This window comes from Aurantimonas marina (assembly GCF_017183135.1).
GTDB classification, from domain to species: domain Bacteria; phylum Pseudomonadota; class Alphaproteobacteria; order Rhizobiales; family Rhizobiaceae; genus Aurantimonas; species Aurantimonas marina.
The window spans coordinates 1-1,738 of sequence record NZ_JADDXW010000043.1 but is presented as its reverse complement, the minus strand read 5'-3'; the positions used below and the strand labels follow the sequence as shown (position 1 = coordinate 1,738).

The 1,738-nt window shown below is 64.2% G+C and carries 1 protein-coding gene; it reads right to left on the bottom strand.

The window, feature by feature from the left end:
• Positions 1-58: 58 nt before the first annotated feature.
• The gene (locus ING15_RS19190; protein ID WP_210348956.1) at positions 59-1,735 is read right to left on the bottom strand and encodes a formate--tetrahydrofolate ligase; all 1,677 of its coding nucleotides are present in this window, start codon (positions 1,733-1,735) and stop codon (positions 59-61) included.
• Between the last annotated feature and the right edge of the window lie 3 nt (positions 1,736-1,738).

Below are 1,738 nucleotides of genomic sequence, written 5' to 3'. Positions count from 1 at the left end.
CCTTGCCGTCGCCACGTACCGGAACGAGTATCTCGCGGATCACGGCAGCATATCCCTTCTAGAACAGCCCTTCGATGAGGCCTTCGTCGTTGAGCATGATGGATTCGGACGAGGGCACGCGCGGCAGGCCCGGCATGGTCATGATCTCGCCGCAGACGACGACGACGAAGCCGGCGCCCGCCGACAGGCGAACTTCGCGGATCGGCACCGAATGGCCGGTCGGCGCGCCGCGCAGATTGGCGTCGGTGGAGAAGGAATACTGCGTCTTGGCCATGCAGATCGGGAGATCGCGGAAGCCCTGTTCCTCCCATTGCGCCAGCTGGTCGCGGATCTTCTTGTCGGCCAGAACCTCGTCGGCCCGGTAGATCCGCTTGGCGATGGTCTCGATCTTCTTCATCAAGGACATGTCGTCGGGATACAGCATCTGGAACTGCGCCACGCCGCTGTCGGCGATCTGTACCACCCGCGTCGCCAGTTCCTCGATCCCCTTGGACCCCTCGGCCCAGTGCTTGCAAAGGATCGCCTCCGAACCCTGGCTGGCGACATAGTCCTTTGCCGCCTGGATCTCCGCGTCGGTGTCGCCGGCGAAATGGTTGATCGCCACCACGGCGGGTACGCCGAAGCCCTTGATGTTCTCGATGTGCCGGCCGAGATTGGCGCAGCCGTCCTTGACCGCCGCGACGTTCTCCGCGCCCAGATCCTGCTTCTTGACGCCGCCATTCATCTTCATCGCCCGGATGGTGGCGACGATGACGATCGCCGCCGGGGCGAGACCGGCCTTGCGGCACTTGATGTTCATGAACTTCTCGGCGCCCAGATCGGCGCCGAAGCCGGCTTCCGTCACGACGTAATCGTTCAGCTTCAGCGCCGTCTTGGTGGCGACAACCGAGTTGCAGCCATGGGCGATGTTGGCGAACGGGCCGCCATGCACGAAGGCCGGGTTGTTCTCCAGCGTCTGCACCAGGTTCGGCTGCATGGCGTCCTTGAGCAGCACCGTCATCGCGCCGTCGGCCTTCAGGTCCTTGCAGGTCACCGGCTTGCGATCACGGGTATAGGCCACGATGATCCGGCCGAGCCGCTCCTGCAGATCCTCCAGATCGTTCGACAGGCACAGGATCGCCATCACTTCCGAGGCGACGGTGATGTCGAAGCCGGCCTGGCGCGGAAAGCCGTTGGCGACCCCGCCGAGCGACGTGACGATGTCGCGCAGCGCCCGGTCGTTCATGTCCATGACCCGCTTCCAGACGACGCGGCGGATGTCGATGTCGAGCGAATTGCCCCAGTAGATGTGGTTATCGATCAGCGCCGACAGAAGGTTGTGGGCGCTGGTGATGGCGTGGAAGTCGCCGGTGAAGTGGAGGTTCATCTCCTCCATCGGCACGACCTGGGCGTAGCCGCCGCCGGCCGCGCCGCCCTTCATGCCGAAGCATGGGCCGAGCGAGGCCTCGCGGATGCACACCGCGGCCTTCTTGCCGATCGCGTTCAGCCCGTCGCCAAGCCCGACCGTGGTCGTCGTCTTGCCCTCGCCAGCCGGCGTCGGGTTGATCGCTGTCACCAGGATCAGCTTGCCGTTCGGCTTATCCGCCTGACGGGCAATGAAATCGGCCGAAACCTTGGCCTTGTCATGCCCGTAAGGCACCAGATCCTCGAGCCCGATCCCCAGCTTCGCCCCAATCTCCTGGATCGGAAGCTTCTTCGCCTCGCGGGCAATCTCAATGTCGGTCTTGAACGCCATAAT

Bases quoted from the DNA above. Each gene is read 5' to 3' on its own strand.
- ING15_RS19190 (WP_210348956.1), bottom strand. From the start codon at position 1,735: ATGGCGTTCAAGACCGACATTGAGATTGCCCGCGAGGCGAAGAAGCTT.